This window comes from Mesorhizobium sp. P2_C7 (assembly GCF_056404515.1).
Map to the genome: position 1 here is coordinate 91,306 of NZ_JBFUDW010000012.1, position 25,440 is coordinate 116,745.

At 61.0% G+C, this 25,440-nt stretch carries 24 protein-coding genes; 9 read left to right on the forward strand and 15 right to left on the reverse strand.

The genetic code is table 11. The features are described 5' to 3' along the window. Nucleotides 1–101: 101 nt before the first annotated feature. Together maiA and AC1D2G_RS23535 are read right to left on the reverse strand one after the other, a co-directional pair. Nucleotides 102–752: a maleylacetoacetate isomerase gene (gene maiA, locus AC1D2G_RS23530; RefSeq protein WP_477416955.1), complete on the reverse strand. Its 651-nt coding sequence runs from the start codon at nt 750–752 to the stop codon at nt 102–104. 4 nt (nt 753–756) lie between these two features. Next, entirely contained in the window at nt 757–1,452 is a 696-nt protein-coding gene (locus AC1D2G_RS23535) for a fumarylacetoacetate hydrolase family protein (RefSeq protein ID WP_477416957.1), read from the reverse strand. 275 nt (nt 1,453–1,727) lie between these two features. On the opposite strand from AC1D2G_RS23535, the gene AC1D2G_RS23540 reads away from it, so the two are divergent. Continuing rightward, nucleotides 1,728–2,411 (forward strand): response regulator transcription factor, encoded by a 684-nt coding sequence (locus tag AC1D2G_RS23540; protein WP_477416959.1) that lies wholly within the window; start codon nt 1,728–1,730, stop codon nt 2,409–2,411. A 1,780-nt stretch (nt 2,412–4,191) separates the two neighbouring features. Here AC1D2G_RS23540 and AC1D2G_RS23545 read toward each other — a convergent pair. Further along, a complete protein-coding gene (locus AC1D2G_RS23545) occupies nt 4,192–5,532 on the reverse strand; it encodes a hybrid sensor histidine kinase/response regulator (protein WP_184873667.1) in 1,341 nt (446 codons plus the stop codon). Between the two features lies 1 nt (nt 5,533). Further along, on the reverse strand, nt 5,534–6,718 hold the full coding sequence (locus AC1D2G_RS23550) for an FIST N-terminal domain-containing protein (RefSeq protein WP_477416961.1): 1,185 nt from the start codon (nt 6,716–6,718) through the stop codon (nt 5,534–5,536). A 249-nt stretch (nt 6,719–6,967) separates the two neighbouring features. On the opposite strand from AC1D2G_RS23550, the gene AC1D2G_RS23555 reads away from it, so the two are divergent. From AC1D2G_RS23555 to AC1D2G_RS23570, 4 genes are all read left to right on the forward strand, one after another. Further along, nucleotides 6,968–7,468 (forward strand): (2Fe-2S)-binding protein, encoded by a 501-nt coding sequence (locus tag AC1D2G_RS23555; protein ID WP_095088065.1) that lies wholly within the window; start codon nt 6,968–6,970, stop codon nt 7,466–7,468. Nucleotides 7,469–7,584: 116 nt separating this feature from the next. Continuing rightward, nucleotides 7,585–9,936: a xanthine dehydrogenase family protein molybdopterin-binding subunit gene (locus AC1D2G_RS23560; RefSeq protein ID WP_477416963.1), complete on the forward strand. Its 2,352-nt coding sequence runs from the start codon at nt 7,585–7,587 to the stop codon at nt 9,934–9,936. 12 nt (nt 9,937–9,948) lie between these two features. After that, nucleotides 9,949–10,746, forward strand: a complete 798-nt coding sequence (locus AC1D2G_RS23565) for an FAD binding domain-containing protein (RefSeq protein WP_477416965.1) — start codon at nt 9,949–9,951, stop codon at nt 10,744–10,746. Nucleotides 10,747–11,010: 264 nt separating this feature from the next. Then, nucleotides 11,011–12,033, forward strand: coding sequence for an acyltransferase family protein (locus AC1D2G_RS23570; RefSeq protein ID WP_477416967.1), 1,023 nt, complete (start codon nt 11,011–11,013; stop codon nt 12,031–12,033). A gap of 19 nt (nt 12,034–12,052) precedes the next feature. On the opposite strand, the gene AC1D2G_RS23575 is transcribed toward AC1D2G_RS23570, so the two are convergent. The 3 genes from AC1D2G_RS23575 to AC1D2G_RS23585 form a co-directional block, all read right to left on the reverse strand. Beyond that, nucleotides 12,053–12,538, reverse strand: a complete 486-nt coding sequence (locus AC1D2G_RS23575; RefSeq protein WP_477416969.1) for an SRPBCC family protein — start codon at nt 12,536–12,538, stop codon at nt 12,053–12,055. Between the two features lie 141 nt (nt 12,539–12,679). Beyond that, the gene (locus tag AC1D2G_RS23580; protein ID WP_477416971.1) at nt 12,680–13,177 is read right to left on the reverse strand and encodes a GNAT family N-acetyltransferase; all 498 of its coding nucleotides are present in this window, start codon (nt 13,175–13,177) and stop codon (nt 12,680–12,682) included. Continuing rightward, nucleotides 13,174–13,932: a copper homeostasis protein CutC gene (locus AC1D2G_RS23585; RefSeq protein ID WP_477416973.1), complete on the reverse strand. Its 759-nt coding sequence runs from the start codon at nt 13,930–13,932 to the stop codon at nt 13,174–13,176. The genes AC1D2G_RS23580 and AC1D2G_RS23585 overlap by 4 nt, the downstream gene beginning before the upstream one ends. Before the next feature lie 247 nt (nt 13,933–14,179). On the opposite strand from AC1D2G_RS23585, the gene AC1D2G_RS23590 reads away from it, so the two are divergent. Continuing rightward, entirely contained in the window at nt 14,180–14,635 is a 456-nt protein-coding gene (locus AC1D2G_RS23590; RefSeq protein ID WP_477416975.1) for a carboxymuconolactone decarboxylase family protein, read from the forward strand. Nucleotides 14,636–14,666: 31 nt separating this feature from the next. Here AC1D2G_RS23590 and AC1D2G_RS23595 read toward each other — a convergent pair whose 3' ends face one another. Both AC1D2G_RS23595 and AC1D2G_RS23600 read right to left on the reverse strand, forming a co-directional pair. Further along, on the reverse strand, nt 14,667–15,098 hold the full coding sequence (locus AC1D2G_RS23595) for a cupin domain-containing protein (protein WP_457153148.1): 432 nt from the start codon (nt 15,096–15,098) through the stop codon (nt 14,667–14,669). Nucleotides 15,099–15,176: 78 nt separating this feature from the next. Next, nucleotides 15,177–16,010, reverse strand: a complete 834-nt coding sequence (locus AC1D2G_RS23600) for a PA3715 family protein (RefSeq protein ID WP_477416977.1) — start codon at nt 16,008–16,010, stop codon at nt 15,177–15,179. A gap of 278 nt (nt 16,011–16,288) precedes the next feature. Between AC1D2G_RS23600 and AC1D2G_RS23605 the strand changes: the two genes are divergently transcribed. Continuing rightward, nucleotides 16,289–16,666: a hypothetical protein gene (locus AC1D2G_RS23605; RefSeq protein WP_477416979.1), complete on the forward strand. Its 378-nt coding sequence runs from the start codon at nt 16,289–16,291 to the stop codon at nt 16,664–16,666. A 106-nt stretch (nt 16,667–16,772) separates the two neighbouring features. On the opposite strand, the gene AC1D2G_RS23610 is transcribed toward AC1D2G_RS23605, so the two are convergent. From AC1D2G_RS23610 to AC1D2G_RS23635, 6 genes are all read right to left on the reverse strand, one after another. Beyond that, entirely contained in the window at nt 16,773–17,522 is a 750-nt protein-coding gene (locus tag AC1D2G_RS23610; RefSeq protein ID WP_477416981.1) for a ribonuclease activity regulator RraA, read from the reverse strand. A gap of 21 nt (nt 17,523–17,543) precedes the next feature. Then, nucleotides 17,544–18,707 carry a mandelate racemase/muconate lactonizing enzyme family protein gene (locus AC1D2G_RS23615; RefSeq protein ID WP_477416983.1) on the reverse strand — a complete coding sequence of 388 codons (1,164 nt, stop codon included), beginning with the start codon at nt 18,705–18,707 and terminating at the stop codon, nt 17,544–17,546. A gap of 33 nt (nt 18,708–18,740) precedes the next feature. Beyond that, entirely contained in the window at nt 18,741–19,838 is a 1,098-nt protein-coding gene (locus AC1D2G_RS23620; RefSeq protein ID WP_477288119.1) for an ABC transporter ATP-binding protein, read from the reverse strand. Between the two features lie 10 nt (nt 19,839–19,848). After that, nucleotides 19,849–20,739: a carbohydrate ABC transporter permease gene (locus AC1D2G_RS23625; protein ID WP_477416985.1), complete on the reverse strand. Its 891-nt coding sequence runs from the start codon at nt 20,737–20,739 to the stop codon at nt 19,849–19,851. Then, a complete protein-coding gene (locus tag AC1D2G_RS23630; RefSeq protein ID WP_457153281.1) occupies nt 20,736–21,695 on the reverse strand; it encodes a carbohydrate ABC transporter permease in 960 nt (319 codons plus the stop codon). Before AC1D2G_RS23630 ends, AC1D2G_RS23625 begins: the two co-directional genes overlap by 4 nt. 80 nt (nt 21,696–21,775) lie before the next feature. Then, entirely contained in the window at nt 21,776–23,254 is a 1,479-nt protein-coding gene (locus AC1D2G_RS23635) for an ABC transporter substrate-binding protein (RefSeq protein WP_095087549.1), read from the reverse strand. 214 nt (nt 23,255–23,468) lie between these two features. On the opposite strand from AC1D2G_RS23635, the gene AC1D2G_RS23640 reads away from it, so the two are divergent. Continuing rightward, nucleotides 23,469–24,179: a GntR family transcriptional regulator gene (locus tag AC1D2G_RS23640; RefSeq protein ID WP_477227464.1), complete on the forward strand. Its 711-nt coding sequence runs from the start codon at nt 23,469–23,471 to the stop codon at nt 24,177–24,179. A gap of 54 nt (nt 24,180–24,233) precedes the next feature. Next, nucleotides 24,234–25,400 carry a mandelate racemase/muconate lactonizing enzyme family protein gene (locus tag AC1D2G_RS23645; RefSeq protein WP_477416987.1) on the forward strand — a complete coding sequence of 389 codons (1,167 nt, stop codon included), beginning with the start codon at nt 24,234–24,236 and terminating at the stop codon, nt 25,398–25,400. The last annotated feature ends 40 nt before the right edge of the window (nt 25,401–25,440 follow it).

The window sequence follows — 25,440 nt, forward strand, 5'->3', positions numbered from 1 at the left end:
TGGCCTGTGGGAAACGATAGCCGATTCCCTGTGCGGTCAAGCGGAAATCGAATCCGCCAAACGGACTGACCAGTTGGCGCTGGCGCTACGCGTCGGCGGCCTTACTCGGCATCGATCTGGTTCTGGGGCGCCGCCTTCTGGAAGGCCGGCAGCGCCATGCAGGCGGCGTTGATGCGCGCGATCGTCGGGTAGGGTGTCATGTCAACGCCGAAGCGCGCATTGCTGGTGACCTGCGCCGCCAGGCAGATGTCGGCCAGGCCCGGCATGTTGCCATGGCAGAATGCTCCGGTCTCGGCCGAGGCAACCAGCATCTTTTCCAGCGGCTGAAAGCCTTCGTTCACCCAATGGCGGAACCAGTTGGCGATGTCCTGGTCGCCGGCGCCGAACAAGGTGCGCAGCGAAGTCAGCACGCGCAGATTGTTCACCGGATGGATATCGCAGGCGATCATCTGCGCCAGCATCCGGACCCGCGCCCGGCCAGCCGCGTCCTTCGGCAGCAGCGGTGGTTCGGGACGGGTCTCGTCGAGGAATTCGATGATCGCCAGCGATTGCGTCAACAGCGTTCCGTCGTCGAGGATCAGCGCCGGCACCAGCCCTTGCGGATTGACCGCGAGATAGGCTGGTTCCAGATGCTCGCCATGGCGCAGGTGATGCGGGACATAATCATAGCTCAGCCCCTTCATCTCCAGCGCAATCCGCACCCGATAGGAGGTGGAGGAGCGATAGTAGTTGTGCAGGACGATGTCGCTCATGCGCTTACTTCGGCTGGCCGACGGTGATTTCGATCGTGCCGATGCCGTCGATGCCGCCAGTCATCGTGTCGCCTGGGCCTACCGCGCCGACGCCGGCCGGCGTGCCGGTGAAGATCAGGTCGCCGGGTTCCAGTTCCACCGCCTCGCTGCAGATCGATACGATATCGGCGATCGGCCAGATCAGTTCGGCGAGGTCGGCATCCTGCCTGATCTTGCCGTTGACGGTGAGCCAGATGCGGCCCTTTTGCGGGTGGCCGGATTTCGCTGCGGGGACCAGCGGGCCGCAAGGCGCGGAGCGGTCGAACGCCTTCGACCAGTCCCAGGGCCGCGCCGTCTTCTTGGCTTCATCCTGCAGATCGCGGCGGGTGAGGTCGATGCCGACGCCATAACCCCAGACATGATCTAGAGCCCGCTCGCGCGTGATGCGGAAGCCTGGCTTGCCGATCGCAGCGACCAGTTCGATCTCGTGGTGCAGATTGCCGGTCAGGGGTGGGTAGGGGATGGTGGTGCCGGAATCGACCACCGCATCGGCCGGCTTGGTAAAGAAGAAGGGCGGATCGCGCTCGTCATTGCCGAATTCGCGGGCATGCGCCGCGTAGTTGCGGCCGACGCAGAAGATGCGGCGCACCGCAAAGCGCTCGGGCGAGCCGGCAACGGCCACCGATGATGTTGCGGGCGAGAGAAGGACGAAGGCGGTCATGTGGGTCTCTGCTTGGTTGCCGGAACATTCGGCCGATTTGTGCGGCCGGGCAAGGCGAATGGATCGAGAAAGCGCCGACGGCGCTTTCCGACGGAGATGGCGATGTACTATTTGGCAATAATCTGGCCATGGTCGCGAGGGTATTCTAAAGCGCGTCGCGTTTGAACGGATTTGAGGCGCCGCGCTTTGGTCTTTGTCTCATGCATGTCGTTCACCCAAAACCGGGGCCACTTTTGGGCGACATGCATCAATCGCCCCTAACTGAAATGAACCCCATGACCGCAATCCACGATCGCGCCCGGTTCCTCATCATCGATGACCATCCGCTGTTTCGCGAGGCGCTGCACAGCGCGGTGCAGATGGCCTATCCGGAGGTCGACACGGTGGAGGCGCGTTCGATCACCGAGGCGCTCGACCTTCTGGCCGGCGCCAAGCCATTCGATCTGGCACTGCTCGACCTCAGCATGCCCGACGTGCACGGCTTCGAAGGGCTGCTGCAGCTCAGGACCCGCTATCCGCGCCTGCCGGTGGTCATCGTCTCGGGCTATGAGGAGCCAAAAATCATTTCCGAGGCGCTGTCCTACGGTGCCGCCGGCTTCATTCCGAAATCGGCGCGCAAGAGCGACCTGGCCGCCGCCATACGCTCAGTGATGGAAGGCGCGATCTATGTGCCGGAAAACTATGAGGGCCGCACGCCCGACGCCGACAGCATCGACCGCGCCGATATGGTGCAGCGCCTGTCGACGCTGACGCCGCAACAGCTGCGCGTGCTGCAGATGCTGCGCCAGGGCCTGCTCAACAAGCAGATCGCCTACGAGCTGCAGGTCGGCGAAACCACGGTCAAGGCGCATGTGTCGGAAATCCTGCGCAAGCTTAATGTGTACAGCCGCACGCAAGCGGTGATCGAGGTGTCGAAACTGGACAATGCGGAGCTGTTTCGAGACCAAGCGGGGTTTTGAGGCGAAGCGGAACGGGGTGGGGTGGCGGTGCCGGTTGGCAAAAGTGCTTCTCGTCATTTTTGAAATTTAATAATACGACCGATTGACGTACTTTCTCGCGAGATGACGCGTTTTCTGGTTAGCCCATCTAGACGACACAATATCCGACAAATAGGGCTGGAGTTCGCGAAGGTCTTCGTCTGCTAGTGAGGGCAGCCATGCTGCGGCTTTCTCGGATGCTAACCGTGACTTTGATAAGAATGCTGCCGCAACGATCTTCCACATAGGAAAATTCTGTTGCGTGCGTCCATCAATCCATTCTTTGACGGTATCAGCGGCGGTCAAGAACGAATCATCCAGCAACGAAAAAAGTCGGAAGAAATCTCTAACTTCTTTGAGATCATAATCGCCCCTTAGACCCTCTAGCGTCCATGAATTATTTTCATATCGCAATCGCGGTTGATCTACCATTGTTAAGTCACCTCGTTATGCAATGGCGGCCGGGCGAACATCGCAAAAAGCGCACTGTCACCGTAATTCTCACCTTGAATTTATCTATCTCTCTTTACGGTAATTTATAACATGACTAAATTTGTCAATTCGATAAAAACAAAAGCGGTCAATGTTATTATCAAAAGAAAGATTGTTTGTTTACGTAGCATATTATCATCAGCAATACGAAAAATATTAAAGCTTCTGAAGAATATTTTTCATAAAATATCGCATGTTTCGGGGCGCTAAAGCGATATAGACGAAACAATTTCTGACGCTTCATCCAACTCCTTATTCAATACGGTCGTTTTCCACGTCCAGGGCGACGTATGTCACGAATGCAAAATCGTTTCCGTTTGATAGGTACCACGCGGATAACGTCTTATCTTTAGTCTCTGAGGAGACGCCGACGCACATCGTGCTGTCAAATTTTCGTGCCCAAATACGCTTGGCGTCTATGAGGTTGTTTTGACAAAATTCAATCATGAACGATCTAAGGACGTCGAAACCTGCGTTTGGCTTTTCCCCGCCACGATATTTTGCGATAGAGAATTGAAGGGCGCCGACACCTGATGCTCTAGCCAAGGTGGGTGGTGACCTGCGGGAAGGTCGTCGGTTATGTCTTCCCATGCGGCAGGCAGGTCGAAGGTGATGTCATAGAACTGTACTATCATTGTCGATTCTTTGGGCCGGGTGATTTGTCAGGGCGAGCGGCGAACATGATGAAAGTGCACTGTCGCCGTAATTTCTACCACTCAAAATCAAACTTTAGTGAAACGCAACCCTGTCAATCCTTTGGATTCAAATAGCTTCTTGAATTTATCAGAAACAATTATGTGAAACCTCGTGCCGAAATTATCTTTCAGTCGAAAGACGTTGAGATCCGTGTAAAACACGTCACTCACTTTCAAAATCATAAATCTGGTATATATCTCCGTCGTCAGACGTTTCATAAGACGATCTCGAAAAGTCAAAGCCATCAACTTCTTCCATTTGAACATATATCGCTAGATCGTGCTTATCGGTCCTTGCCGTGTAGAAGGTGTGCCGACCTCGCTAAATAATCGAACCAAACAGATCGAATATTTCACGCTTTGCGAAAAGAACTCCAAGATGGGAAGTTGGTAGAAAGTCTCCAATTGGGAGCGACCGCTCGTAATCAAAGCGAAAGTGCAATCTCCTTTGGTCGATCGTCCTGGTACCTTCCATCGCTAAGAAATCTTGTGATCCATAGTCGCTGCCGTCATCAACAAGGATGCTATAACGACGAGAATCCGGTTCAGCTCGCCAATACATTCCTTGATGGTGGCTAAGCCAGCAGATGCGCCAGCAGCGCCCTCAATTGTGCCGGCTTCAGCGGCTTGCGCATCAGTTCGATGCCGCCGGCGCGCGCCGCCTTGGCGACGGCTTCGGAACTGTCGGCGGTGACGATCAGCGCCGGCACGGCGCGGCCGAGATAGTCGCGGACCTCGGCGATGGTGGCCGTACCGAGATCGCCGCCGTCGAGATGCTGGTCGGCAATGACGATGTCGGGCACCCAGTCGGTATCGCCCAGCATGTCGAGGGCGTCGTCGGTCGAGGTCGCGGCCCGCACCAGGCATTGCCAGCGTTCGAGCAGGAAGGTCATGGCCTGCAGCACCTCGACATCGTTCTCGATCAGCAGCACCTTGGTGCCGAACAGGCCGTAGCCGCGCGGCCGTTCCATGTCGGCGCTGTTGGCGATGGTGTCGGCCGGGGCGCCGATGCCGACCGGAACGTCGATGTGGAAGATCGTGCCGCGCCCGACCTTGGATGAAAATGTCACGGGATGGCCGAGCGCGCTGGCCATGCGGCGCACGATGGCAAGCCCGAGCCCGAGACCGCCGCCGTCCAACTCGGCATTGGCCGACGAGGTGCCGCGATGGAATTCCTCGAACACCGCCTCGCGCTGGTCTTCGGGAATGCCGCAGCCGGTATCGGCGACGTCGATGCGGATGGTGTCGCCACGATGTCTGGTGCCGACCAGCACACCGCCCGAGCGTGTGTAGCCCAGCGCATTGGAGAGAATGTTCTGCAGAATGCGGCGCAGCAGCGTTCGGTCGGAGCGGACCACGGCGTTGACCGGCCGGAATTTCAGCGACAGTCCCTTCAGTTCCGCCACCGGCAGGAAATCCGAGCGCAGCGAGGAGAACAGGGCCTCCAGGCTGACGTCGCCGGTGTCGGGTTGCACCACGCCGGCGTCGAGCTTGGAGATGTCGAGCAGGGTGCGCAGCAGGTCCTCCATCGTCTCCAGCGAGCGCTCGACCTGCCGCACCAGCTTCCTGCCCTCGTCGCTGGTCTGTACTTCGGCCAGCGCCGAAACCGAGAGGTGGGCCGCGTTCAGCGGCTGCAGCACGTCGTGGCTGGCGGCGGCGAGGAAGCGGGTCTTGGACAGGTTCGCCAGTTCGGCGTTTTCTTTGGCGGCGCTGAGGTCGATGTTCGACTGCTCCAGCCGGCGCAAGGTCGAATGCAACTCCTCGGTGCGCGTGCGCACGCGATTTTCCAGCGAAATCGCGGTCTGGAACAGCGAGAATGCATTGCCCTGCTGGTCCATCGACCGCTCGACACGGCTGACCAGTGCGGCGTTGATCTTCTTCAGCTTTTCGAGATCGTTGATGTCCCTGAGCGGCATCTTATTCCGCCGCCTGTCGTTCGCCAAAGGCGATGCCGGTGAAAGTCTGGTTCAAATGCATCGACCGGTATTGTTCGCCATAAGTGCCGAAGCCGATGACATTGTTGACCCGGTAGAGCTCCGAGATATCGCGAAACACCTGACGGTTGCGTGCGTCCAGGCGGCGCAGCACGCAGTCGAAGCCGAGGATCATGTCGATGCCGCCAAGCCGCTCCTCGACATCCCTGAGCGCCGCGCGCGTCGATTCGACCATGTCCTTGGGTTGGGCGATCGACAGCACGACACCGTCGTCTATGGCGCAGAAGAACGACAGCGAGCCATCGGGATGCATCTTCTGGATCGACCGGCAATAATACTCGCCGCCCACTTTCACCACCACCGGATGCGAGGCAAAACTCAGCGGCGTCAGCGTCTGCGCGACGATGCCGACGGACGCGGCGTATTCCTCCGCCGCATTGGTGGCGTTGAACTCGCGCACGATGCGGTGATCGGGATCGGCCGCCGTAACCACCAGCTTCTCGTCGGTGGGAACGAAATTGTCGGTCTTGAAGACGTGGAAAGGGATTTCGGTGGCGATCAGCACGATGATGGCGCTGTCGGAGGTGACGTTGCCGTTCGAGATCAGGCGCGTCGTCTCGAACTTCAGGTCGTCGCCGGCCGAGCCGCCGAGCAGCGGTATGTCGTCGAGGCCCCAATGGATGGCCGAACTCACGGCTTCCTCGGCATAGCAGAGCCCGTCGATGAAGCAGAGCGCGAACGTGCCTTTGGTGCGGTCGCAACCCAGGCGCGCGCGCAGCGACCGCCGCAAGGCTTCGACCTCGCTGGTGATCCTGTCCATGCCCGACGAGGACAGATCGTCGACCATCACGCTGACGGCGGTGAACGCTGCGGACGGAAGCAGCATGGCGAGCACGTGGCCATCCTCGAGGCCTTGCGGCGTGATCTCGCCGGCGGTCGAGCAGCCCGCGTGATGAAGCGCTGGCGCGTGGCTCATGAGCGCCCGGGAAAGGGTGTCGGCCTCGACCAGGCTCTGGGAAAAAAACAGCAAGGCAAAGCCGGCGTCGATTGCCGCAGCCTCCAACGCGATCGCCTTGGCGAATGCGTCCATGTCGGGCTCATCCGTGGTGAGCGCCGACAGGCCGCATGCATAGCGCGTCCGTGAACTGGCCAGCGGTGTTCTCCGCATTTCCTCCGACGCTGTTTTATGCGCGTCGGGCGCGCGGGCGTCTGATAACATTGTTGCCCTCAAACCCTGTTTTGGCAATGGGCGACCGGGGCCGCGCGTTTGGGCCCAGCCCATGACCGAAAGTACAATGTAACGAGTTTGCGACGTGCTGTTTTTTGTCCATTGTGCAGTGTACGAATAACGCATGGCCAAAGCGCCAACACCGCGTCGGCCAGCGTGATGACCAAGGTTGATACCCAGGGAGGAAGCATGTCGGACGTTTCGTTGATGGTGAACGGAAAACGGGTCAGCGGCGCTGCCGAAGACCGAACGCTTCTGGTTCACTTCCTGCGCGAAAATCTCGGCCTTACCGGAACGCATGTCGGTTGCGACACCTCGCAATGCGGCGCCTGCGTCGTCCATGTCGACGGCAAGGCGGTCAAATCCTGCTCGATGCTCGCGGTACAGGCCTCCGGCTCGACCGTGGTGACGATCGAGGGCCTTGCCAATGGTGCCGATCTGCATCCGGTGCAGGCCGCCTTCAAGGAACATCACGGGCTGCAGTGCGGCTTCTGCACGCCGGGCATGATCATGACGGCGACCGACATGATCAACCGCCACCCCGAAGGCCTCGACGAAGCGACGGTGCGCACAGAGCTCGAGGGCAACATCTGCCGCTGCACCGGCTACCACAACATCGTGAAGGCGATCCTTGCCGCATCGAAGACGATGTCCAAGGGGTCGAAGGGCAAGGCCAGGCAAGCGGCGTGAGAAGGAAGTGAGTTGCGAATAGGGAGTAGCGAATAGTCAGCAGTCTGACGAAACGCCAACTCACCACAATTCGCCATTCACTATTCGCTATTTCAGCATTTCGGGAGGAATTTCTGATGGGCATTGAAGGTGTTGGCGCTCGGGTCGCGCGCAAGGAAGACAAACGATTCATCACCGGCGCCGGCCGCTATGTCGACGACATGGTGGTTCCCGGCATGAAGCACGCAGCCTTCGTGCGCAGCCCGCACGCGCATGCGCAGATCAAGAAGATCGACGTCAAAAAGGCTCAAGCCATGCCCGGCGTCATCGGCGTGCTGACCGGCAAGGAGCTCAAGGCCGACGGCATCGGCAACCTCATCTGCGGCTGGATGATCCACTCCAAGGATGGTTCCCCGATGAAGATGGGGGCGTGGTCGCCACTTGCTTTCGACCGGGTCCGCTACGTCGGCGATGCCGTCGTCATCGTCGTGGCCGAGACCAAGGGGCAGGCGCGTGATGCCGCCGAGGCGGTCGAGATCACCTACAAGGAACTGAAGGCCGTCGTCGATGCCTCGAAGGCGATGGACAAGGGTGCGCCGCAGATCCACCCCGAGGCCGACAACAACCTGATCTTCGACTGGGACATCGGCAATGCCGACGAGACAGCTGCGGCGTTCAGGAAGGCGGCCCATGTCGTCAAGATGGATATCATCAACAATCGCCTCGTGCCCAACGCCATGGAGCCGCGCGCGGCGCTTGGCCACTACGACAAGGCCGAGGATCACTACACCTGCTGGACGACCTCACAAAACCCGCATGTGGCGCGGCTGGTGATGAGTGCCTTCTACAACGTCGCGCCGGAAAACAAGCTGCGCGTCATAGCGCCCGATGTCGGCGGCGGCTTCGGCTCGAAGATCTACATCTATCCCGAAGAGATCGTCTGCCTGTGGGCGTCGAAGAAGACCGGCGTGCCGGTCAAATGGGTGGCCGACCGCACCGAGAGTTTTCTGACCGACGCACATGGCCGCGACCATCACACCCATGCTGAAATGGCCTTCGACAACGATCACAAGATCCTCGGCCTGAAGGTCGAGACAAAGGCCAATCTCGGCGCCTACATGTCGCTATTCTCGTCGGCGACGCCGACATACCTCTATGCGACGCTGCTGTCGGGCCAGTACAACATCCCCGCCATCCACGCCAATGTGAAGGCGATCTACACCAACACCGCACCCGTCGATGCCTATCGCGGGGCAGGGAGGCCGGAAGCAACTTTCGTCATGGAACGCATGATGGAGACCGCCGCGCGCCAGTTCGGCGTCTCACCCGCGGAGTTGCGCCGCAAGAACTTCATCACCTCGTTCCCGCACCAGACGCCGGTCATCATGTGCTACGACGCCGGCGACTATGCCGCTTCGCTCGACGCGGCAATGAAGGCGTCGGACTATGCCGGCTTTGCCAAGCGCAAGGCTGCCGCAGCCAAGAAGGGGCTGCTGCGCGGCATCGGCATGAGCTGCTACATCGAGGCCTGCGGCATCGCGCCCTCGGCGGCCGTAGGTTCACTGGGCGCCGGTGTCGGCCTGTGGGAATCAGCGGAAGTGCGGGTCAATGCCGTCGGCACGATCGAGGTGCTGACCGGCTCGCACAGCCACGGCCAGGGCCACGAGACGACCTTCGCCCAACTGGTCAACGAACGCTTCGGTGTGCCGCTCGATTCGGTCTCGATCGTCCATGGCGACACCGACAAGGTGCAGATGGGCATGGGCACCTATGGCTCGCGCTCGGGTGCTGTCGGCATGTCGGCCATCGTCAAGGCGCTCGACAAGGTCGAGGCCAAGGCCAAGAAGATCGCCGCTCATCTGCTCGAAGCGGACGAGGGCGACATCATCATCGAGAACGGCGCGCTGAAGGTCGCCGGCACCGACAAGAACGTGCCATGGTTCCAGATGGCGCTCGCCGCCTACACCGCCCACAATCTGCCGGGCGGCATGGAGCCCGGGCTGAAGGAAACGGCGTTTTATGATCCGTCGAACTTCACCTTCCCGGCCGGCTGCTACATCTGCGAGGTCGAGGTCGATCCGGAAACCGGCATGACCGAGATCATCCAGTTCGTCGCCGCCGATGATTTCGGCAACATCATCAACCCGATGATCGTCGAGGGCCAAGTGCATGGCGGACTGGCGCAAGGCATCGGCCAGGCGCTGCTCGAAGGCGCCCACTATGACAATGGCGGCCAGCTGCTAACCGCGAGCTTCATGGATTACACCATGCCGCGCGCCGGCGACCTGCCGTCGTTCAAGGTCTCGACGTCGAACACGCCATGCCCGGGCAATCCGCTCGGCATCAAGGGCTGCGGCGAAGCCGGCGCCATCGGCTCGCCGCCGGCGGTGATCAACGCCATCACCGACGCCATCGGCAGCAACGATCTTGCCATGCCGGCATCGCCGTCCACCGTGTGGGCAGCGATCCGCGCGACGACGAAACACTGAGGAGGAACGAGCATGTATTCGGTCAACTATCACCGCGCCGCCTCGGTCGCCGACGCCGCCAAACTGGTCAAGGCGGGCGATGCGAAGCTGCTTTCGGGCGGCATGACGCTGATCCCGGCGATGAAGACACGGCTTGCCGCGCCCTCCGATCTTGTCGACCTGTCGAAGATCAAGGAGTTGCAGGGGGTCAAGGTGTCGGGCAAGACGGTGACCATCGGCGCCGCGACCACGCATTACGACGTTGCCAATGACGAGAAGCTGAAGAAGGTCTGCCCGGCGCTTGCCCATCTGGCGTCGCTGATCGGCGATCCGGCGGTGCGCCACCGGGGGACGATCGGCGGCTCGATCGCCAACAACGATCCGGCGGCCGACTATCCGGCGGCGCTGCTGGCACTGGGCGCCACTATCGTCACCAACAAGCGCGAGATCGCCGCAGACAAGTTCTTCAAGGGTCTGTTCGAGACGTCGTTGAAGGACGGCGAGATCGTCACTGCGGTCAGCTTCACCGCGCCGGCCAAGGCGGCCTACGAAAAGTTCCGCAACCCGGCATCGCGCTACGCGATCGTCGGGGTGTTCGTGGCCAAAGGCAAGGATGGCGTCAGCGTCGCCGTCACTGGCGCCGGTGATGACGGCGTCTTCCGTTCGAAGGAGATTGAGGCAGCCCTGGCCAAGAATTTCGCGGCCTCGGCGCTCGAAGGCGTGAAGGTACCAGCGAAGAATTTGATGACCGACATCCACGCTTCGGCCGACTACCGCGCCAATCTGATCGCGGTGATGGCCAAGCGCGCTGTGGCTGCCGCCACCGCCTGACACCATCAGCCGCGCACAAGGAAAGGGGCCCCTGCGGCCCCTTTTCGCGTGCGGTCGGTTCCGATGGAATCGCCGACGCGCGCCAACCGTTTGCTTGAAGCAATTCCCGTCCAGACTTCGCCAGGAACTGCGTCAGCGACAATCTCGCACTTGCACAAAGCGATATTGCACTGCACTATGCCGGTGACCAAACGCGAGCCGGGTTGTTAGTGTCGATCACGGCCTGCGACCCTTTCAGCATCTTTCAATGCGAAGGGAGCCGGCATGACCGACATCTCCGCGACGCATGTCGTTGCGTCCCGACCCGTCGCCGACAGAGCGGCCAGAACAAGACTGGCCTATCTCGATGGCTGGCGCGGCCTGTCGATTGCCCTGGTGCTGATCGGCCATTTCTTTCCTGTTCCCGGGATCAATCTGGGTGTGCTGGGCGTCGAATTCTTCTTCGTGCTCAGCGGCCGGCTGATGAGCGAGATCCTGTTCATCGAGCGCTACCCGCTGAAGAAGTTCTTCAAGCGCCGTTTCTCCCGCATCTATCCGGCACTTCTGGTCTTCGTTGTCGTGTCCATGATTGCGCTCTCCGGCACATTCATCGCCTTCAAATGGAAGGCGGCGCTGACCGCGCTGACATTCACCTACAATTATGCCGGCATTCTCGTCACGCGGGCGGGCGCACTCGACCATATCTGGTCGCTCTGCATCGAGGAGCACGCCTATATCATCCTGGCGCTGATCAGCGTCGTCGTCTTGAGCCGCTCTCGCGTCGTCGTGCTGCTCCTGGCGCTGGCCTTGCTTGCCATGGCCAATGGAGCGGTTTCGTACTGGGTGTTCGGGATGGACTACGAAACCACCTACTGGCGCACCGATGTGCATATCGCCTCGATCCTGCTGTCGGCCTCGATCTGCCTGCTCAAGGCCGATGGCAGGCTGCCGGCGATCTTCCGAGGCAGGCATGTGGCGCTGGCGGCATCGGTCTTCGCCGTTCTTCTGTTCCTCGATCCAGTGCCGACGCCGATCCACTATCTCTTCGCGGTGCCGCTGCTGGCGCTGGCCGTCAACGCACTCGATTTCAGCCCGCGCTATCTGACCGGATTGCTGTCCTCCTGGCCGATGGCGACGCTGGGGCTGTGGTCGTACTCGCTCTATCTGTGGCAGCAACCGTTCTACAAATTTGTCTACGAGCAAGGCAGCGCTCCGATCCCGATGCTGGCCGGGGTCTTTGTCTGCGCGCTTTGCAGCTACTACATCGTCGAGCGACCGGCACGCGAATGGCTCAACCGCAACTGGTAATGCCGCAGCGCTGTCGGCCCTAAGCCGACCGGCGCTTCTTGTCCGTCAGATACCGCTTGAGGCCGGCTTCGCCGCGCGGCGTCGTCCAGCGATGGTTCCAGGCGAAGGCCTGCCGCAGCAGCGGTGCGAGGAATTTGAGGATCGGCCGAAGTACCGTGACCTGCCAGGTCAATTGCACATGGGTGCCGGTGCCGGACGGCGACAATTCCGCCCGCCACAGCCCGTCGAAATCGCCAAGGGTTTTCACCACCACCAGCCTGCCAGGTTCGAGTTCGGCGGCCTCGATGATGAAGTTCAGCTCGTAGGGCAGGGCGCCGCGAGCCCGTGCCCTTGCGCGCGAACCGATGGTCGCCTTGCCCTTCCTGTCGAGTGGCACCACTTCCTTGTAGACATCGCCCCACCAGATCGGCAGCAGTTCGGCATCCGAGAGCACCTCCCACACTTCCTGCGGCGTGCCTTCGGGGATGTGCCAGTTTTCGTCGAATCGAAAGACGTTGCTCGGCATCGCGTTTCCTCCGGTTGGCGGAAACATTCATATTAGCTGCGGCTTCTTTGTGTGGCCAGCGCCAGAGGGATCAGGCGGAGATTCGCCTGATGTATCAGGCGGCGATCTGCCTGATGTATCAGGATAGATTCGCCTGATGTATCAGTCGGAAATCCGTCTGATGTAGTAGCGCACCGCCTTCTTGCCGCCGTGGATGACGGCGTCGCCGGCTTCGGCGAAGCCAAGCGCGGCGTGGAAGGCATCCGAGGCGGGGTTCGGCGGGTCAGTGTTGACCTCGCAGGTGACCAGCGCGTGGCCGGCGCGCTCAACGTGGCCGAACAGATCCTGATAGAGCCGGCGCGCATGGCCGCGGCCACGCGCTTGTGCTGCCACGACGACACGGTCGACATAGACAAAGCGGGGGTAGCGTTCGCGGAACCAGACGAAGTTCGGGCTGTCGTAACGGGCGTCCTGGTCGAAGGTCATGATGAACGCTTCGAGATTGCCGATGCGCCGCGTGTAAAACGCCTCGCCGAGCAGGAAAGATAGCCGTTCGGGCTCCAGCCATGACAGTTCGGCTGCGTGCTCGTTGTTGAGCGCGAGGATCGCCGCTTCGTCTTCGGCCGATACAAGGCTGATCGGGGCAGGGGTCGCGCTCATGCCTTCACAGCCGCAATGGTGGCCGCCACGAGGTCCGTGTCGGTCAAGGTGTTGCGGTACTCGCGGTCGAGGTCGGAGCCGCCCATGCCGACATGCGAGTTGCGGTAATCCATGGCGCTCGGCACGTCCTTGAGAGCGGCGAAATGCATTTCTGACAACCCGGTCCTTCTGCGCACTTCGGCGATGTTGCCGAGGTCAAGCCCGCCACAGCCGAGGATGACGATGCGGGCGCCGGCCTGTCGAACCAGATCCGCCAAMAGCGACATGCCCTCGACCGCTGTGTCGCGCTGGCCGCTGGTCAGCACGCGGCCGACCTTGCTGCGGATCAGTGCTTCGAGCGCCTCGGTGGGGTCGCGGGTCATGTCGAAGGCGCGGTGGCAGGTGACGTTCAAGGAGCCGGCGGCTTGCGTCAATTCACTCATGCGCGCCTCGTCGATGGTGCCATCGGCGTTCAGGCAGCCAAACACCACGCCGGGCACGCCGAGGTCGCGCAGCGCTGCGACATCGGCGAGCATCGAGGCGTACTCAGTTTCGCTGTAGAGAAAATCGCCGCCGCGCGGCCGCACCATGACGTGGAAAGGCACGGTCGCCTGGTCGAGGGCAGCGCGCACCGTGCCTAGGCTCGGCGTGATGCCACCTTCAATGAGGCTGGCGCACAGTTCGACCCGATCGGCGCCGGCCGCCTGCGCGGCCAGCAGGCCATCAATGCCTTCGACACAGATTTCGATCAGCGGCAGGCGAGTTTCTTTGGTCAAGGGGCAATCCAATCGATGATGTCGCCGCAAGCCGTAGCATCGGGCCGGTTGGCGCGAAAGCGTGAACAGCGCTCGGCCATTTGGGCCAGGCGGTAAACTCCCTGCTTGACAGTCAAATAACCGTTGAGTTATTGAATAATCATAACCGGATGGTTATTAATCTCACTATCCGAACTCAGAAAGCCTGGATGCGCGGCATCCGGGCCCGACGAGACACGCCCTGACGAAACCCTTCAAGGAGAAGACCATGCAAGCAAGGATCAAGAATCCGGTGGTGCTCATTCCCGGATCCCTGCAGGCGCTGCTGGCGCTGGACAAGTCGACCGAAGCGGCCGAATTACCCTATGTGACGCGCAAGCTCATTCATCTGCGAGCCAGCCAGATCAACGCCTGCAGCCTCTGCGTCGACATGCATGCGCGCGAGTTGAAGAAGGCCGGCGAAAAGGACGAGCGCGTCTTTGCCCTCGCGGCATGGCGGGAGACGCCGTACTTCACCGATGCCGAGCGCGCGGCTCTGGCGCTGGCCGAGGCCGGCACACGGCTCGCCGACCGGCCCGACGCGGTGCCGGACGACGTCTGGGACGAGGCCGCGCGGCATTACGATGAAAAGGCGCTCGCCGCCCTGGTCATCCAGATCGCCCTGATCAATGCCTTCAACCGGCTGAATGCCACGACACGGCAGATGGTCGGCGCCTGGGGCTAGCCTTGGAGCAAAGGCGCGTCGGCCTTGGCCGCTACTGGCGCAACTCCGTGTTCTTGGCGCCTTCCTCGACCTGGTCGATCACCAGCAGCTTGACCGGACCATCGCCGATGTTGGTGGCCTGGTGCCATTGGCCGATCATTTCGATGATGAAATCTCCGGTCTTGTATGTGTTGCTGTTGCCGGTCTCGACATTGGTGACCTTCAGCGTCCCCGCCTGGACATAGGCGTAGCGCGGGAAGGGGTGTCTGTGGACCGGCAAGGTCGCACCCGGTGCAATGTCATAAGTCGACACCAAAACCTGCACGTTCTTCTGCGGCAGCGTGATCGGCTGGCCGGAAGCAGTCGTCGTGCGTGATGCCAGCGGCGTCACGACGACGGGCGTGCCGCTGCTGTCCAGCGCCAGGGCGGGGTGTGCAAATGACGCGACCGCCAGCAGCAATGCCGATGCCAAGATTTTCCGCATGTATCCTCCCAAAGCAACACATCTATCGCGCGGCGGCCCTCCGCGTGCAAGCAGGCCTTCTCGACGCGAGCGGCTTTCTCACGGCTCCATTGCCTTGAGCGCCGCCGGGACCGGATAGTGGGCGCCGTCGTAGCGTAGCCGGTAGGTCCGCTTCACGGACTTGCCTGGATGAGACTGGCACTCGCCATCCTTGTCGGGCAAGGGTTCGTCGGTATCCGCCTGCTCGATCGCTGTGATGTCGTGATAGCCATGGTGGCTCGCCGCGCCCATCGCCAGGCTGACCTGGCTGGAATGAAAGGATCCGGCGCAACTGGCGTCGCCTTCGCCGCCATGGCCGGTCACGGCAAGGCCGCCGAGCACCAAGTGCAGGGTGTCGCCGGCGACTGCATAGAGCCGCAGGCCGGTTTCGTTGAATGGATTGGCCTGCGAATGGGTTGCCAGTTCGATGCGCAGGCCAAAGGCGGAGACATCGGGTGCCAGCCGATAGCGACCGGTATCGAATTCGACCTTGCGGATGGCGATGGCGTCATCGGTCATCAGGCCGGGCTGGAGCAGGCGCTGGCGCACGCCCAGGCTCTTCCTGTCGACGACCAGAAGCTCAATATCGCCAACATGCCCGTCATCGCTGGATACGGCGCTGTCGATCAGCGGCACTGCGACCAGCAGCAGGTCATCATGGGCAGGCCAGACCTTGCAGACCAGGCCAACTGGGTTTTCGTAGTCCGGGAGCGTCAGGGGGATGCTGATGTGTGGTTCGAGGATCAGCGAGGCGCCGTCGACGTTCTTCTTGGCCTTGGGATAGGCCTGCTGCACCAGGGCGACAACATCGCCGCAATCGCCGGCCGAGGCCCTGGCGGGAGACAGACTGGCCGCGGCGAGGCCGAGGAAGAGGGTGCGCAACACTGTTCGCATGGGATTCTCACGTTGCAGGGCCGAGTTCGCTTGGCGATCCGCCTGTACCACAGTTGTTGCGTTTGGACGGGCCCGGATTTTGCAACGTTACCTTCATCAACAAGATCAGTCGCCACTCCGCGCTCGCCGCTCGATGAAGCTTCTTATATTAGCCAGCAACGATATATTAACGGCTGTGATGCAGCCTTCCCGATGGGGACGGGGGAATGCCCTCCCCATCGACGTTCCAACGCGTGTCCTTGGAGCCGCGGGACGCTCGACCAATGCGGGGAAAACGCATGAGTGTCGGAACAGCTCTCGAACAATTGCTGCGATTGATCCATCGCAGGGCCATGAAATTGGCCGCGTTGCCGGAGGATGAAAGGGATTTACACTACGATCTCATTCGCCGCACATGTTGCGAAGCCGCCGAGCACGTTGGGCAAAGCCCCGACAAGGCAGCCATCACGGCAAACGATATGGTTGAGTTTGTTCGCGCACTGGTCGGAATCATAGAAGTGGGTCGTGAACCAGACCAAGGGCGAAGCGCCGATCGCCCGCTGCCAGCACGCCATTTTGGCAGCCGGGAGAATGTCACTACGCCTAGCGTCGGCGCTTCATTGGTGTCGCCAATTTGGCGTGACATTCGGCGTACTTCGGGGGCTGGATCTCGCTAGTCCAGACTGCCAGATCGAAAGCGACGCCTATGGCGAAATTACTCCCAGTTGTTGCGTAGACGCCGGCGTTGCCGCCAGTAGGTCCGCTGCCCGCCGCAGGGGAGCGCTAACTTGGGTTCTCCAGGCGGTTCGCTTTGCGCCACGCCTCGTATTCCCCGCGGGCATCGTCATGCAGCGGATAATATCGTTGGAGAGACCCGCCCTCCATGAGCTTCGCTCGTGAGAACTCCTCCCAATCGTGATGCTTCTGCGATTCATCGATCACTTTTGCGGCCATTGCCACGGGAAGCACCACCACCCCGTCGTCGTCGGCGACGATGATGTCGCCGGGGATCACCGTGACACCGCCACAGGCAATCGGAACGTTGACGGCATTGGGATAGATGCTGGTCTGCACATGATAATTTGGCGTCCAGCCGCGCAGCCACAGCGGCAGATCGAGCTTTTCGACATTGGGCCGGTCGCGCATGCAGCCATCGATGACGATACCCGCGCCGCCTCTGCCCTTGAAATACGTCGACATCATATCGCCGAAGACGCCAGAGCTCATGTCGCCACGCGCGTCGACCACGACCACGTCGCCCTCCTGCGCGTGATAGAGCACGTGCCGGTGCAGTTGCGTCTCCGGATCGGCATATTCTCCCTCGTTGAAGAGGTCCGGCCGCTGCGGCAGGAACTGCAGCGTCAGCGCCGGCCCGACGATCGACTTCCCGCGGTTCTGCGGCACGGGACCGACCATGTGCGGATTGCGGAAACCCATGTGGCCAAGCGTGCCGGCAACCGTCGCGGCGCCGATTTCCCTTAGCGCGTCGATCAGGTCTTTAGGCGGTCGCGTAATGTCGGGGGTATGCGTCATTTTAGACTCCGGTGGATGGAACTACCAGTTGGTAACAGAACCGTCGCGGCGCTTGAGGTGAGGCGCTTCCCAGAAACGAAAGCTCTCCGCCTGGACTGCCTCTTCGTTGACCTCGACGCCGAGCCCCAGCAGGTCGCTGACCGGATAATCGGGGCCGTCGAGTTGTGGTTGCACAGGGAAGAAGTCGGAATTGTCGAAGCCCAGCTTTCTTTCGGGCGCCCTAGTCTCAAGCCACGCGAAGTTGGGTACCGCGGCGGCGAGATGCACGGTCGCGGCCGTGCACACTGGGCCGAGGGGATTGTGCGGCATCAGGTCCACATAGTGCGCCTCGCTCCAGCCAGCGACTTTCATCGCCTCGGTGAACCCGCCGACATTGCAGATATCGAGCCGGTTGAACTGATGGATGCCGCGCTCGATGTAGGGCAGGAACTGCCACTTGCTGGCAAATTCCTCGCCGATGGCAAAGGGGATGTCGGTCATCGTCCGCAGGGATTCGTAGGCCTCCGGTGTCTCGTCGCGTATCGGCTCCTCGAGGAAATCAAGCACGCCACGGCCGAGCTTGTTGCAGAAGCTCGCCGCCTCGGCCACCGACAGCCGATGGTGATAGTCGATGCCGAGGACGACGTCGTCGCCCAGCGCCTCGCGCGCCTTGTTCAGCATGGTCGCGGTAACGCCGATCGATTCGCGAGGCTCGAAGATGTCCCTGCTGCTTTGCCCGACGGGGAAGAAGCGGATCGCCTGCCACCCCTGTGCGCGCAGTTCGCGGGCTCGTTCGATGGCAACATCGCCCTCGGCCTCGTCTCCGGTCGAGGCGAAGGTGGGGATGCGGTCGCGCTGCTTGCCGCCGAGCAGTTCGTACACCGGCACTCCAAGCGCCTTGCCCTTGATGTCGTGAAGGGCGATGTCGATGGCGGAAATCGCCGCCTGCAGAACGCGCCCGCCTTCGAAGTACTGGCTGCGATAGACTTCCTGCCAGATCCGCCCGATCTGCATGGGATCGCGGCCGATGAGAAACTCGCGATAGTGCTCGACCGCGCCGGCCACGGCCCTCTCGCGACCGCTCAAGCCGCTCTCGCCCCAGCCGAAAATGCCGTGATCGGTCTCGACCTTGACGAGCATCTGGTTGCGCGTTCCCACCCACACCGGATAGGGCTTGATCGCAGTGATCTTAAGCTTCGTAGTCATCCAAGCCCACGTCCCACAAGCATCCGCCCGGTCTCAATCGGCCTTGAGGGCCATTTCAGTTTCGCCGTCGAACAGATGCATGCGCTCCTGGTCGAACTCGAGCCAGATCTGCTCATCGGGCGCGACGGCAATGGTCGGCGGCACGCTGACATTGACGATTGCGCCGGACAGGAACGCCTGAACGAAGGTGACGTCTCCGGTCGGCTCCACCGTGTAGGCCTTTGCCGGGACGCTGCCTGGCACTGCACTCTTGTGGAGCTTGATCGTCGAGTGACGTGCGCCGAGCACGACTTTCTTGGTCGTTGCCCCCGCGACTTTGCGGGCGTTGCGCGGCGAGAGCTCGAGGCTCCAGCCCTCCGCGCTGGTCAACACGGCGTTGCCGTTCGCTGTCGATGCCTGCAGCGGAATAAGGCTCATCGCCGGGCTGCCGATGAAGCTTGCGACGAACATGTTCATCGGATGGGCAAAGACCTGCGCCGGCGAATCGTATTGCTGCAGGAAGCCGCCGTTCATCACCGCCATCTTGTCGGCCATGGTCACGGCTTCGAGCTGGTCGTGCGTCACATAGATGATCGTCGCCTTGAGGTCCTGGTGGAAGCGCTTGATCTCCGACCGCATCTGCACGCGCAGCTTGGCATCCAGGTTGGAGAGCGGCTCGTCCATGAGGAACACGGCCGGGTCGCGGACGAGGGCACGGCCCAGGGCTACACGCTGCTGCTGCCCTCCGGAAAGTTCGCGCGGCTTACGCTCGAGCAGGTGCGTCATGTCGAGCACTCGCGCCGCGTCCTTGACCTTTTTGTCGATCTCGTCCCTGGGCAATTTGCGCATCTGCAGCGGGAACGCCAGGTTCTTATAGACCGATTTCTGCGGATAGAGCGCGTAGTTCTGGAACACCATTGCGATGTCCCGATCCTTGGGGTCGAGGTCGTTGACTACGCGGTCGCCGATGACGATGTCGCCCGACGTGATCGGGATCAGCCCCGCAACGAGATTGAGCGTGGTTGTCTTGCCGCAGCCTGAAGGACCGACGAGCGCGACGAACTCGCCGTCGTTGACCGTCAGCGAAACGTTGTTGACAGCTTTGAAGCCGCCATAGGTCTTGACGAGATCTTTGAGGACCACGTGGGCCATCGGCAACTCCCTAGTGTTTGACCGCGCCTTCTGTAAGGGCGCGTACGAAGTATCGCTGCAGGACGAGGAACAACACGACGACGGGCACGCTCATCATAAAGCTGGCCGCCATCAGGCCCGGAAAGTCCGTCGTGTTTTCCGAGAAGAAGCGCTGGATGCCGACCGGCAGGGTCAACTGCTCGTTCTTGGAAAGGAAGGTGTAGGCGTAGATGTACTCGTTCCACGCGCCGATGAAGGAATAGATCGCGGTGGCGATGATCCCGGGCGTCGAAAGCGGCATCACGATCAGGATGAAGGCCTGGAACCGCGTCGCCCCGTCGATGCGCGCCGCCTGCTCGAGCTGCACCGGGATGTTGTCGTAGAAGCCCTTGAGCAGCCAGATCGCCAGCGGCAGGCCGAAAGTGAGATAGGTGAGGATCAGCGAGCCATGCGTGTTCACCAGCCCGAGCATGCGCATCAGTATAAACAGCGGCACGAGAAAGATCACAGCCGGGAACATGTTGCGCAGCAGCACGGCGAAGAACAGGAAGTTCCGGCCGGGGAAACGGAAGCGCGAGAAGGCGTAGGCCGCCGGGACAGCCACGATCACCGAAAGGATTGTCGTGGCAGTCGACACGAAAAGGCTGTTCCAGAAGAAGCGGAGGAAGTCCTGACCGACGCTGTTCTGCGGATCGAGCAGCTTCTGGTAGCTGGCGAGGGTAGGCTCGTCTGGCCACCATTGCGGCGGGAATTGCATCGCCGCAAAGCCCGACTTGATCGAAGTGAGCAGCATCCAGATCATCGGCAACGCGGTGTAAAGCAGCATGAACACAAGGAAGATGCGCCCGCCCCACCGCCATCCGTCGACACGCATTCGGCGACGGGCCTGACCCCGAGAGGCTGTCTCGGCAATCGTGCTCATGCGCTCCCCTCTTTGCGTTCGTTGCCGCTTAGCGCACGGACATAGAAGTAACCCAGCGTCATCAGGATGAGGAAGAGGAGCACCGAATAGGCCGATGCCACGCCCCAGAGCTGTCGTCCGAAGGCGAGCTCATAAATGTGGGTGATCCAGATATGCGATGCGTTGGACGGCCCGCCGCCGGTCATGATCCAGGGGATGATGAAGGAATTGAAGTTGGCCACTGCGAGCAGCAGGATGGTCACTGTCGAGACGCTGCTCAGATGCGGGAAGGTTACGTGCCAGAAGCGCTGCCACGCACTGGCCCCGTCGACTTTTGCAGCGCTCAGCAGCTGTTCGGGGACGGTCTGCAGGCCAGCCATCATCATGATCATGGCAAACGGAAACTCGCGCCAGATATTGACGACGATCAGGGAGGGCAGCACCGTGCTGACGTTGTCGATGAAATTCGGCGGCCGGTCGGCCAATCCGAGACCGACCAGCACCGCACCGATGACCCCGAAGTCCGAATGGTAGATCCACTTCCAGATGTAGGAAGCGGCGACCGCGCTGATAACCCAGGGAATGATCAGGATAGCGCGCAGGACGCCACGGCCGATAAAGTCGCGGTGGAGCGCCAGCGCGGAGCCAAACCCCAGGACGAAGGAGATGAAAGTCGATGCCAGTGTCCAGATCATAGTGTTCCAGGTGACTTTCCAGAACACCGGACTGGTGAGGATGTTCGTGTAGTTGTCGAAGCCGACGTAGATCTTGTCGCGCAGCTGTAGGCCTGGCGGCGTCTTAAAAAACGACAGCTCGATTGTGTAATAGATCGGATAGGCGATGACGATGAGCATCACGGCGATCGCCGGGAGCACGTAGGCGTAATCGGCGCGATGCTCCCATACCCTCCGCAGCACGCCGGACCTACCGGATTGCAATCTTCGGCGAGCCTCGGCCTTACCGGTCACGATCGTCACTATGGCGCGCCCTTATTTTCCTTGGAACGAACCGGCTGCACCGTCGGTGCAGGCCGGTCGAATCGTAAGCCAGGTTCAAACTAGAGTTTGCCTTCCACCAGGCTCTTCACCTTTTCAGCCGCGTCGTCCGCTGCCTGATCGACGGTCATCGCTCCGGTCAGGGCATTCTGCAGCATGTCCGGGACGATGATGTTCATGATCTCGGGAGACTGCGGCAGCGCTGGAAACGGGATGCCGTATGGCAGCATCGACGTCGTGACATCGAGGAACTTGATGCTGTCCAGACGTTCCTTCATCCATTTGGTCTTGAAGCCGTTGAGGTTGCCCGGGTTCGACCCGGCGTAGGCCATCTTCAGCGACCATTCAGGGCTTGTCCACATGCAGATGATGGCCTTTGCAGCCGGCTCGTCCACCTTGCCGCCCTCGACATATTCGGGCTTCAGGATGTGAATGTTCGAGCCGCCGAATACAACGGCGCGCTTGCCGTCTGGGCCAGTCGGAATCAGCCCGTAGCGCATGTTGTCGATGACGGTCTGTGCCTTGTCCTTGTCGGTGCCCGTCGCCTTTTTCTGCAGGTCTAGCATGACGTTGTAGTCGGACGGGTGCGAGACCATCATGCCGAGCTGGCCGGCGAGGAACAGCGGCTGGTTATCTGCCTGCTGGTTGGTGAGTGCCGACACCGGAACCGACTTGTCGCGAACATACATATCGTACGAGGCTTGCAGCGCCGCCTTGCTCTGGGGACTATTGAGTTCGACCTCCTTGTAGGTCGGGTTTGCGGTGGCTTCGTCGAAGACGCCGCCGCCGTAGGCCCACAGCTGCGGCATGAACCGGTACGGCGTGTTGCCGGCATTCTTGCGAGCCACGAGGCCGTAACCGGAAATGCCGAGCTTGTCGTGGATCTGCTTGGAATATTTGACCACGTCGTCCCAGGTCGCCGGAGCCTTGTCCGGATCAAGGCCGGCACGCTTGAAGACGTCGGCGTTCCAGATGAACGCCATCGTCTCGTTGTTGGTTGGAATGCCGTAGGTCACCCCGTCCCAGGTCACCGCCTTCATGGCGCCGGGCCAGAAATCCTCGGTCGAATACCCCACATCCTCGGGCTTGAGCGGCTGCAGATAGCCCTTTGCGGCGAACTCGGTACCACCCAGGATTTGCAGTCGGACCGCCATCGGCGCGGCATTGCCCAGGAGCGCCGTGCGGAACTTGTCAAGAAGGTCGTTGTAGGTGAGGGCCTGTTCCTCGAGCTGGATGTTTGGATAGGTCTTGCGGAAGGTCTCGAAGAACTCCTTGTAGTACTGGCGCAGGAGGTCGGGATCGCCCTCGAACACGCCCTGATACCAGAAAGTCAGTCGCCCCTTGTAGTCGAGCGGGGTGACTTTGCCGCAATCGGCCGCCGTATCAAAATCCTGCGTGCCCGCAATGGAACGCACATATTCCGGCGACCACTTGCTCAAATCGACCGGCGGCGCACCCAGCGCCGATGCGGACAGCGATACCACTAAAGCAGTGGAGACAGTGCCGCGCAGGACGGCACCGCCGAGTGTAATCCTCGTCATAGGTATCCTCCAGGTTCTCTCCCATGCCGCTTTGCTTCGAGGCAAGCGGTCCATGCTCGTTCGATCGCGGAACGTCTTCCTGTTCTGTGTATCCCTTCGAGCACTTTGTACGTTTTCAGATCATGGATTGTCTGTCAACGCGATAAATCGTACATTGTTTATGGAAACCGTGCGTGATATCGATCAAAGTGTGTATTGAATTGGGGAGCCGGCCTTGGCCGAAACAAGCGATTTTAAAGCAGAGCCACCCGCGGGGATTGATCCCATCGGGGCCTCCAGCGAGGGCGCCTCGCTTTATGAACTGATCAGGGAAGACATCATTGAGGGGCGGCTCGCCGCCAACGAGCGGCTTGTGGTGACCGATCTCGCCCGGCGCCACGGCACCTCGACCAACCCCGTGCGCGAGGCTCTGCAGCTGTTGCGCGGGGAGGGCTTCGTCACTTTTGTCGCCAACCGCGGGGCGCGTGTCCGGCCCATAGATCAGGATTTTGTGCGAGATATCTACGAGATCGGAGTCCTGATCGAGCCAGCCCTGACGCGATGGTTTGTGAATATGGCGACCGTCGAAGACATTGCCGAACTCGAACGTATCCAAGGCCTGATTGAAGAGAACAACTTTGCCGACACGTTCAGGCACAGTGAACTCGATACCGCCTTTCACACCGTGATGTACCAGCGGCACTATAACCGCCATGCCGCCGAGCTTTGGTGGAAGCATCGCGAGGTGCTGCGGGCCGTAAGCCGGCGATTCAATTTYACGCTCGCACGGCGCGCCGCAATCCTTCGCGAGCATCGGGAACTCATCGCACTCGTGAAGGCGGGAGAGGCTGACAAGGCCGCCGACCTCATTTCCCGCCATGTCGAGGGTTCCGGCCGGCATGTTCTCGAACAGATGCGTGCGCGTAACGCCGCTCGGGCCGGATAGCCTCTCCAATCTGGAACATCGTTAGCCTGACAATCAGATAAAGGTAGTTGAGAGATGAAAATCACGAGCGTTCGGCCGTGGCTGATCAAGTCCGATGCTTCATATTGGGGAGAGTACCTGTTCGTCGAAGTGACGACCGATGAGGGGGTGAGCGGCTGGGGAGAGATCACAACCACCACCAGGCTCGCCAACCGAGCGCTCTGCACGATCCTTCGGCAGATCGGCATCGCCGTAACCGGCGAGGATCCATCGCGGATCGAGCACCTCTGGCACAAGATTTTCCGCAGCTTCACCTATATGGGCAGCCGCGGCGCCGCCGTCGAATGCGTGAGCGCCATCGATATAGCCCTCTGGGACATCCGCGGCAAAGTCCTTGGTAAGCCGATTTACGAACTGCTGGGTGGACCGGTACGCGATAAAATCGCGCTCTACACCCATCCCAACCAGGCCAAATTTACCAGCAAGGAGGCCGTGGTCCGCGAAATTCGAGACATCGTCGAGTCCGGACACACCGGGCTCAAGTTCGACCCTTTCCCCCACCAGGGTCGCACCGCGGACGGCCTGTCGCGAGAACAGCGGGACGGCTACCTCGACGGCAGCATGACCCGCAAGGACGAGCGCGAAGCGGCCGAACTCACGGCGCTGATTCGCGAGACGGCAGGCCCCGATGTCGACATCCTGATCGACGCGCATGGCCGCTTCGACGTTCCCACCGCCATTCGCCTGTGCCGGAGCCTTGAGGAAGCCGGCCAGATCGACTGGTTTGAGGAGCCTTGCCCGCCAGAGAGCCTCAACGCCCTCAAGCAGGTGCGTGAAAAGGTCAGTGCCGCTATCTCGTGGGGCGAGCGCGGCCACACGAAGTGGGATTTCGTGCCGGTGCTCGAGAACAAGCTCGCTGACTACATCATGCCGGACGTCACCTGGACCGGCGGCATTACCGAACTGAAGAAGATTTCCGCCCTGTGCGAAGCCTATTACATCCCGGTCTCGCCGCACGACGCCGCGGGGCCGATCAACGTGGTTGCGGGAGCGCAGGTGATGATGACGGTGCCTAACTTCTACAAACTCGAAACGTCGGAGTGGAACCTGGGCAAATACGATCACCTGATCGACAGACCGCTCGACGTTTCGAACGGCAGCCTCAAGCTGACGTCGAAGCCTGGTCTCGGCGTTGAGATGAACCGCGACTACCTGCAGGCCAACGAGATAGAGCTGGGCTAGCAACGCTCCATGCCGCCCCGGCGTGCTTTCGACAAACCCC

Bases quoted from the DNA above. Each gene is read 5' to 3' on its own strand.
- maiA (WP_477416955.1), bottom strand. From the start codon at position 752: ATGAGCGACATCGTCCTGCACAACTACTATCGCTCCTCCACCTCCTAT.
- AC1D2G_RS23535 (WP_477416957.1), bottom strand. From the start codon at position 1,452: ATGACCGCCTTCGTCCTTCTCTCGCCCGCAACATCATCGGTGGCCGTT.
- AC1D2G_RS23540 (WP_477416959.1), top strand. From the start codon at position 1,728: ATGACCGCAATCCACGATCGCGCCCGGTTCCTCATCATCGATGACCAT.
- AC1D2G_RS23545 (WP_184873667.1), bottom strand. From the start codon at position 5,532: ATGCCGCTCAGGGACATCAACGATCTCGAAAAGCTGAAGAAGATCAAC.
- AC1D2G_RS23550 (WP_477416961.1), bottom strand. From the start codon at position 6,718: ATGCGGAGAACACCGCTGGCCAGTTCACGGACGCGCTATGCATGCGGC.
- AC1D2G_RS23555 (WP_095088065.1), top strand. From the start codon at position 6,968: ATGTCGGACGTTTCGTTGATGGTGAACGGAAAACGGGTCAGCGGCGCT.
- AC1D2G_RS23560 (WP_477416963.1), top strand. From the start codon at position 7,585: ATGGGCATTGAAGGTGTTGGCGCTCGGGTCGCGCGCAAGGAAGACAAA.
- AC1D2G_RS23565 (WP_477416965.1), top strand. From the start codon at position 9,949: ATGTATTCGGTCAACTATCACCGCGCCGCCTCGGTCGCCGACGCCGCC.
- AC1D2G_RS23570 (WP_477416967.1), top strand. From the start codon at position 11,011: ATGACCGACATCTCCGCGACGCATGTCGTTGCGTCCCGACCCGTCGCC.
- AC1D2G_RS23575 (WP_477416969.1), bottom strand. From the start codon at position 12,538: ATGCCGAGCAACGTCTTTCGATTCGACGAAAACTGGCACATCCCCGAA.
- AC1D2G_RS23580 (WP_477416971.1), bottom strand. From the start codon at position 13,177: ATGAGCGCGACCCCTGCCCCGATCAGCCTTGTATCGGCCGAAGACGAA.
- AC1D2G_RS23590 (WP_477416975.1), top strand. From the start codon at position 14,180: ATGCAAGCAAGGATCAAGAATCCGGTGGTGCTCATTCCCGGATCCCTG.
- AC1D2G_RS23595 (WP_457153148.1), bottom strand. From the start codon at position 15,098: ATGCGGAAAATCTTGGCATCGGCATTGCTGCTGGCGGTCGCGTCATTT.
- AC1D2G_RS23600 (WP_477416977.1), bottom strand. From the start codon at position 16,010: ATGCGAACAGTGTTGCGCACCCTCTTCCTCGGCCTCGCCGCGGCCAGT.
- AC1D2G_RS23605 (WP_477416979.1), top strand. From the start codon at position 16,289: ATGAGTGTCGGAACAGCTCTCGAACAATTGCTGCGATTGATCCATCGC.
- AC1D2G_RS23610 (WP_477416981.1), bottom strand. From the start codon at position 17,522: ATGACGCATACCCCCGACATTACGCGACCGCCTAAAGACCTGATCGAC.
- AC1D2G_RS23615 (WP_477416983.1), bottom strand. From the start codon at position 18,707: ATGACTACGAAGCTTAAGATCACTGCGATCAAGCCCTATCCGGTGTGG.
- AC1D2G_RS23620 (WP_477288119.1), bottom strand. From the start codon at position 19,838: ATGGCCCACGTGGTCCTCAAAGATCTCGTCAAGACCTATGGCGGCTTC.
- AC1D2G_RS23625 (WP_477416985.1), bottom strand. From the start codon at position 20,739: ATGAGCACGATTGCCGAGACAGCCTCTCGGGGTCAGGCCCGTCGCCGA.
- AC1D2G_RS23635 (WP_095087549.1), bottom strand. From the start codon at position 23,254: ATGACGAGGATTACACTCGGCGGTGCCGTCCTGCGCGGCACTGTCTCC.
- AC1D2G_RS23645 (WP_477416987.1), top strand. From the start codon at position 24,234: ATGAAAATCACGAGCGTTCGGCCGTGGCTGATCAAGTCCGATGCTTCA.